Genomic DNA, 6509 nt, shown 5'->3' with positions numbered 1-6509 from the left:
GACCAGCAACAAAACCAGCTACCAGGTCCACCCCGCACCAGCCACCACACCCACCACGACAGCACAACCCAGAGCAGCCTAAGTTCCTGGCATTGACTCTGAGTCCCTCAGGGTTCCCCTCACGGACCTGAGGCTGGCTCCCGTCACTTGGCCTTGTTCTTCACTTCTTTCGCTTTCCCTTTAAGCGTTCCCTTGGCGTCTTGCGTCGGCGAGTACGTCCCGTACAGCGCGGGGTCCGGCTTCGGAGCGGTGCCGGGGCCGCCGAGCGGTTTCGGGTCGGTGAGGTATTCGATGCCTTCCCCGCCGAAGCTCCAGCCCGCCTTCGCCCCGTCCGGGCCGTCCGACAGGTGCCACACCGTGTTGTTGTGCTCTTGGTTTTCCTCGTCGAACAACGCGGTCGGCGCGATGTCGCTTTCCAGGCCGTCCGCCTTCAGCTCTTCGATCGCGGCCAGCCACTGCTTCTGGTGCACGGTGTCGCGCGCGAGGTTGAACTGCAGCATCGCCTTCACGCCGGGGTCGTCGGTCATCTGGTACAGCCGCGCGGTCTGCAGCCTGCCCTGCGCCTCGGCCGCCACGTTCGCCCGGAAATCGGCGAGGAGGTTGCCGGAGGCGATGATGTACTTGCCGTTCCACGGCGTGCCGTTCGAATCGGCGGGCAGCGCGCCGCCGCCGGCCACGATCGCCTGCTGCGGGTCCATCCCGCCGATCACCGCGGCCATCACCGGGTCTTTCACCGCCTCCGCCGTCGCGGTGGCCGGCGCGCCTTCGAGGAGCCGCGCGACCATCGTGGCGAGCATCTCGACGTGCCCGATCTCCTCGGTCGCGGTGTCCATGATCAGGTCCTTGTACTTGCCCTCGACGCGGCAGTTCCAGCCCTGGAACAGGTACTGCATGGTCACCGTCATCTCGCCGAACGCGCCGCCGATCAGCTCCTGGAGCTTGTGCGCGTACACCGGGTCGGGCTTTTCGGGCTTCGCCTCGAACTGCAGCAGTTTGGTGTGTCGGAACATCAGCGTCCTTCCGGATCGCGCCGGGCCGGTATTCCCGGCGAGTCCGGCACGAGTGCCCGGCTTCGGCCGTCCTACACGCCGCAATCGGGGGTTCGTTCTCAAGGTGTTCGGCGAGGCAACGGCACGGTGGCGGGCCCTTCGAGCACCGCACCGTCGATGTCGAACCGCGACCCGTGGCACGGGCAGTCCCAGCTGCGTTCGGCGGCGTTGAACCGCACGAAACAGCCGAGGTGCGTGCAGCGCAGGGACACCGCGTGCAAGCCGCCTTCGCGGTCGCGGTAGACGCCCTTGCGACCGTGTTCGTCCGGCAGCACCTTCGCCTGGTCCACGGCGATGTCGTCGGTGCTCTTCGCGTCGGCGTGGGCGAGCCGGTCGCCGACGAAGTCTTTCGCGACCTTCGCGTTCTGCTGCACGAGCTTCGACGCCGACCGCAGCGAGATCCGTTGCGGGGAAAAGAGGTCCCGATGCGGATTGGCCGAACCGGTGATCCCGTCCGCGACCACGGCCGCCGCCGCGGTGCCCATCGCCAGCCCCCATTTGCCGAACCCGGTCTCGACCCACAGCCGCCGCGCGCCCGGGAAGTACGGTCCGGCGATCGGGATGCTGTCGTAGGCCTTCGGATCCTGCGCGGACCACCGGTGGGTGACCGAGTCGACGTCGAAGTGCTCGGCCGCGAACTCGCCCAGCTCCGTGTACCGCGCGAAGTCGACCGGGTCGCCCGCGGGATGGCCCTGTCCGCCGAGGATCAGCCGGTCCTCGTACGAGGCGAACGACCACAATGGACTCCCGGCGCTGATCGCCAGCTCCTGCGGCGGCTTACCGGACTTCAAAGTCGCGGCCACGCAGTACGACCGCTGTACCTCCAACCGGGGGAAGAACAGCCCACGATCGAGAATCGGGTAATGCGTCGCGATGACGACGTTTTCGGCATCGAGCGAGCCGTCGGCGATGGTGATGCGGTACGGCGGGGTCGCGCTCACCTGCCGGACGCGGCTGTTTTCCCTTACGCGCCCGCCTTCGGCTTCGACGGCGTCGGCGAGGCCGCGCACGTAGTCGGCCGGATGGAGCGCGAGTTGCCCGGGCAGCCGAACCGCGCCGTGCACGGGCACCGGAAGATCGAGCGTGGTGGTCCACTCGACCGGCAGCCCGGCCTGCTTCGCGGCTTCGTACTCGGCTCGCACGGTGTCCACCTCGTCGGCGTCCATCGCGAAGGTCGCGGCAGGCAGCCTCCGGAGCCCGCAGTCGATCGGTTCGGCCAGCTCCGCGACCAGTTCCACCCCGGCCAGCGCGGCCTCGGCGTAGACCGTCGCAGTGGCGGTGCCGTGCTCGCGGGCGAGTGTTGAGTACACAGTGGACTGCAGTGCGGTGACCTTGGCGGTGTTGTTGCCGCTGGCCCCCTCGGCGACGCGTCCCGCTTCGAGGACGGTGACGCGCAGGCCTCGGCGGGCGAGCAGCAGCGCGGTGGTCATTCCGGCGATGCCCCCGCCGATGACGGCGACTTCGGCGCGTTCCCGGCCGCGGAGGGAGGCGCGGCTGGTCGCCGAGCCGGTGGCGAGCCACAGGGACTGGTCCGCGGTGGTGGTCATCGGACGCTCTCCCCCGCGGCGGTGAACTGGCGCGACGTGTCCCGCGCAACGGCAGCAGTCATGACCTGGCCCTCCCTGGAATCGCTCGCACCGGGACCGGGTAGCCCGTGGCGCCCCGGGCAAACCTCCCCGCCCCCACCAGCGGCTTCACCCCTGGCCCGCCGCACGGCCGCCGTCCGGGTCCCGGTTTGAAACCGGCCGCCGCGGGCAACCGCGAGCATGCGGTTACGGCGCAGCGAGCTGTCCTCGCCAGGCATCACCCGGCAACGTCGAGGCCGCGGCTTCCGCTACCTCGCGCCGGACGGCTCCCCGGTGACCGATCCGGAAGTCCTCGAACGCATCCGCGACCTCGTCGTCCCGCCCGCGTGGCGCAGGGTGTGGATCTGCCCGCACCCGACGGGGCACATCCAGGCCGTCGGGACCGACGACGCGGGCCGCCGCCAGTACCTGTACCACTCCGAATGGCGTCGAGCGCGCGACGAGGAGAAGCACGACCGGGTGCTCGCACTGGCAAGCGAACTGCCGAACGTCCGCGCCGCCATTCAAGAGGATCTGCGCCGGAAGCACCTCGATCGCCTGCGGGTTTCGGCCGCCGCGCTGCGGATGATCGACCGGGGCGTGTTCCGCAGCGGCGGCGAGGAGTACGCCGAAACCAACGGCTCCCACGGGGCCACCACGCTGCTGCGCGAGCACGTGAAGATCAGCGGCGACGAGCTGACCTTCTGCTACCCGGCCAAAAGCGGTCTCGTCCGGTCGCTGAGCATGCGTGACGGCGAACTCGCTGCCGTGCTCAAGTCACTCCGCCGCTGCCGCACCGGCACTTCCCGGGTGTTCGTCTACCGCACCGACGACGGCTGGCACGAACTGCACGCCAGCGACGTCAACGAGCGGTTCAAGGAACTCGCTGGCGAGGAGTTCACGGTGAAGGACCTGCGCACCTGGCACGCGACGGTGCTCGCCGCGGTCTCCCTCGCCGCCCAGGAGATGCCGACCTCCCGACGCGGCCAAGCGAGGGCCGAGTCCGCTGCGATAAAGGAGGTCGCGGAGGAACTCGGCAACACGCCTGCCGTCGCCCGGCGCTCGTACGTCGACCCGCGCGTGCTGCGGGAGTTCGAACGCCGCACCACGATCCGCCGCGCCGTCCGCAAGGCCGACGCCGACGGGCTCGCGGAGGAGGAGTTGCGGGAGCGGATCGAGAAAGCGGTGATCCGGCTGTTGCGGCGCGCCTAGCCGCCCCAGGCACCGATGAACTCCTCCACCATCCCGGGTTCGTCGGCAGGCTTGCCGACCAGCGCCGCGGGCATTCGGCCCAGCACCAGCGCGAGCGACGTGCGGGGCGAAGTCGGCTGTTCGACCGCCATGCCGAGTGGACCGCGGTGCGGGGGGTCGGCCAGCGGCTTGACGCCGCAATTTGCCAGTTAAATAATACGCACCACTAATGGTATGTTGCGCTCATGGCACCCGCTGACCACGTCCGCCCACCCGAAAGGACCCCGGCCATGACTCTCGCCGGAAAGACCGTCCTGATGTCCGGCGGCAGCCGCGGCATCGGCCTGGCCATCGCGACCCGCGCGGCGCGGGGCGGGGCGAACGTCGTCCTGCTCGCGAAGACCGCCGAACCGCATCCGAAGCTCGAAGGCACCGTCTACTCCGCCGCGAAGGAGATCGAAACCGCCGGCGGCCAGGCGCTGCCGATCGTCGGCGACGTGCGGTCCGAGGACGACGTCCTCTCCGCGGCCCGAGCGGCGGCGGAGCAGTTCGGCGGCATCGACATCGTCGTGAACAACGCGAGCGCGCTCGACCGGTCCGGCACCGAAGAGCTTTCGATGAAGCGCTACGACCTCATGCAGGACATCAACACCCGCGGCACGTTCTTGCTCAGCAAGGCGGCGATCCCGCACCTGCGCAAGGCCGCGAATCCGCACATCCTGACGCTCTCGCCGCCGCTGAACCTCTCCCCCGCGTGGATCGGCGCGCACCTGGGCTACACGCTCTCCAAGTACGGCATGAGCCTCTGCACGGTCGGCCTCGCCGAGGAACTGAAAGCGGACGGAATCGCGGCGAATTCGCTGTGGCCGCGCACCCTGATCGACACCGCAGCAGTACGCAACATCATCGGCGGTGAGAGCCAAGCACGTACGCCGTCAATCGTCGCCGACGCCGCGTACGCGATCCTCACCCGGCCGTCCCGCGAGTGCACCGGGAACCTCTTCATCGACGACGAGGTGCTCGCCGCCGAAGGCGTCACGGACCTGTCCGGCTATCAGCGCGGCGAGGGCGAATTGGCGCTGGACATCTTCGTGGACCCGGCCTGATCCCGCATCCGGTCGAACTCCCCCGGCAGCGTGTCGCCCTCGTTCATCTTGGCGAGCAGCTTGTGCAGGGAATCGTGGGAGCGCTGCGGAAGGTCGCTGAGCACGTGCTGGTCGAGGTCGGCCAGCAGAGTGTTCGCCTTGCGCAGCGTCTCCCGCCCCGCGTCGCTGAGGTCGACGACGTAGCGCCGCCGGTCCTCGGGATCCCGGGCGCGCGCGGCGAGCCCGAGGGCCTCCAGGTCGTCCAGGCTGCTGACCATGGTGGCCGGGTCGATCCGCAGGTACGAGCCCAGCGACAGCTGCGACATCGGTCCGTTGTCGGCCAGCGCCTGCAGGACGCTGTAGTGCCGGACCCGCAGGCCCAGCTCGTGCAGCCGGTCCTCGGAGAGGCGGAACACGACCTGGCCGAGCTTGACCAGGAGACAGCTGGTGTGCTCCCCGATCCCGCCCGGGACCAACGGACCTGACATCGTTTCCCCCGCCCATCGTTCGCGGACCGTACGATTCCCGATGATACGGGCCGGGGGCCGGCCGGCGCGCGGATCGGGTGTGCCGCGCCGCGACAGGCCCGGCAGGCGTTAACCTGGCCTCACCCGTCAGCGCGAGAACTCGGAACCCAGGTGAACCAGACCGGAGCACAGCCGCCAGCCGGAACCCAGGCAATTCGCCGGGCGCTCGGCATCCTGCGGCTCCTCATGGACGAGGACGGGGAACTCACGCTGTCCGCGATCGCCCGCAAACTGGACCTCACGCCGGGCACGACGCACCGGGTGGTGCGCGCGCTGAGCGTCGACGGGCTCGTCGCGCACAACCCCCGCACCGACAGCTACCACCTCGGCCCCGGCGCGATCCTGCTCGGCCAGGCCGCCCAGCGCGTGCACGGGCTCCAGCTGGCGTTGCCGGTCATCCAGCGGATCAACGCGGAGACCGGCGAGTCGGTCAACATCACGATCCGCGAAGGCGCCGAGTCGGTGGTGCTGCTGCGCGCGCAGTCGACGCTCCCGTTGCGGTTCGAGCAGCATCCCGGCGCGCGGTTTCCGTTGTACGCCACGGCTTCCGGCAAGGCGATGCTCGCCAATTCCCTCGACGCGGAGTCCTACCTCTCCAGCCTTCCGGAGCAACTGCCCGCGCTGACGTCGCACACGCTCGCCACCAGGGACGACCTCGCGCTGGAGCTGGCCGAGACGCGCGATCGCGGGTACAGCATCGACAACGAGGAGAACGTCGCCGGAGTGCGCTGTGTCGGAGCCGGGGTCCTGGACGAACGCGGGCTGGCGCGGGCGGCGGTGGTGATTCAGGTGCCGACGGTGCGGCTGCCGGAGGACCGGATTCCGGAACTGGGCGTTCTCGCGGTGGAGGCGGCGAAGGAGATCGCGCCGTTCCTGCCGCCGGACCGGCTCACTCGCTACTGAGGTCAAGCCAGGTGTCCGTGAGGGGAACCCAGAGGGAATCAGAGTCCCTGTTGAGTCGCAGTTGTTGTGACACAGTTTGTGTCTCTCGGCATGTGACACACCCTGGTGGGGTGGGTTGCCGGGTCTGTCGCCTGATCGGCGTTGTGGTGTGCCCATGGCGCGGAAGCGAGCGAAGATGCTGTTGATGGA

The 6509-nt window shown here is 69.4% G+C and carries 7 protein-coding genes; 3 read left to right on the top strand and 4 right to left on the bottom strand.

The features are described 5' to 3' along the window. Positions 1-143: 143 nt before the first annotated feature. Positions 144-1010, bottom strand: coding sequence for a manganese catalase (locus D0D37_RS45170; protein WP_116206710.1), 867 nt, complete (start codon positions 1008-1010; stop codon positions 144-146). 98 nt (positions 1011-1108) lie between these two features. Then, positions 1109-2596: an FAD-dependent oxidoreductase gene (locus D0D37_RS45165; protein WP_116206709.1), complete on the bottom strand. Its 1488-nt coding sequence runs from the start codon at positions 2594-2596 to the stop codon at positions 1109-1111. Positions 2597-2815: 219 nt separating this feature from the next. Here D0D37_RS45165 and D0D37_RS45160 point away from each other — a divergent pair, with 219 nt between their 5' ends. Further along, the gene (locus D0D37_RS45160; RefSeq protein ID WP_116206708.1) at positions 2816-3826 is read left to right on the top strand and encodes a DNA topoisomerase IB; all 1011 of its coding nucleotides are present in this window, start codon (positions 2816-2818) and stop codon (positions 3824-3826) included. On the opposite strand, the gene D0D37_RS48590 is transcribed toward D0D37_RS45160, so the two are convergent. After that, the gene (locus D0D37_RS48590) at positions 3823-3957 is read right to left on the bottom strand and encodes a hypothetical protein (RefSeq protein ID WP_279630372.1); all 135 of its coding nucleotides are present in this window, start codon (positions 3955-3957) and stop codon (positions 3823-3825) included. The genes D0D37_RS45160 and D0D37_RS48590 overlap by 4 nt on opposite strands. Before the next feature lie 138 nt (positions 3958-4095). Between D0D37_RS48590 and D0D37_RS45155 the strand changes: the two genes are divergently transcribed. After that, a complete protein-coding gene (locus tag D0D37_RS45155; RefSeq protein WP_116206707.1) occupies positions 4096-4911 on the top strand; it encodes an SDR family oxidoreductase in 816 nt (271 codons plus the stop codon). Here the strand turns inward: D0D37_RS45155 and D0D37_RS45150 are convergent. Then, complete coding sequence (locus tag D0D37_RS45150) at positions 4860-5378, bottom strand: MarR family winged helix-turn-helix transcriptional regulator (protein ID WP_116206706.1); 519 nt, start codon at positions 5376-5378, stop codon at positions 4860-4862. The two genes, D0D37_RS45155 and D0D37_RS45150, sit on opposite strands and share 52 nt — an antisense overlap. A gap of 150 nt (positions 5379-5528) precedes the next feature. Between D0D37_RS45150 and D0D37_RS45145 the strand changes: the two genes are divergently transcribed. Beyond that, positions 5529-6320 carry an IclR family transcriptional regulator gene (locus tag D0D37_RS45145; protein WP_116206705.1) on the top strand — a complete coding sequence of 264 codons (792 nt, stop codon included), beginning with the start codon at positions 5529-5531 and terminating at the stop codon, positions 6318-6320. Positions 6321-6509: the final 189 nt, after the last annotated feature.

It is taken from the genome of Amycolatopsis circi, assembly GCF_003385235.1.
GTDB classification, from domain to species: domain Bacteria; phylum Actinomycetota; class Actinomycetes; order Mycobacteriales; family Pseudonocardiaceae; genus Amycolatopsis; species Amycolatopsis circi.
The sequence above is the reverse complement of the archived record's forward strand: the minus strand, read 5'-3'. Positions and strand labels throughout refer to the sequence as shown.

Coding starts and splice junctions, on each gene's coding strand:
- D0D37_RS45150 (WP_116206706.1), bottom strand. CDS start 5,378: ATGTCAGGTCCGTTGGTCCCGGGCGGGATCGGGGAGCACACCAGCTGT.
- D0D37_RS45155 (WP_116206707.1), top strand. CDS start 4,096: ATGACTCTCGCCGGAAAGACCGTCCTGATGTCCGGCGGCAGCCGCGGC.
- D0D37_RS45170 (WP_116206710.1), bottom strand. CDS start 1,010: ATGTTCCGACACACCAAACTGCTGCAGTTCGAGGCGAAGCCCGAAAAG.
- D0D37_RS45160 (WP_116206708.1), top strand. CDS start 2,816: ATGCGGTTACGGCGCAGCGAGCTGTCCTCGCCAGGCATCACCCGGCAA.
- D0D37_RS48590 (WP_279630372.1), bottom strand. CDS start 3,957: ATGGCGGTCGAACAGCCGACTTCGCCCCGCACGTCGCTCGCGCTGGTG.
- D0D37_RS45165 (WP_116206709.1), bottom strand. CDS start 2,596: ATGACCACCACCGCGGACCAGTCCCTGTGGCTCGCCACCGGCTCGGCG.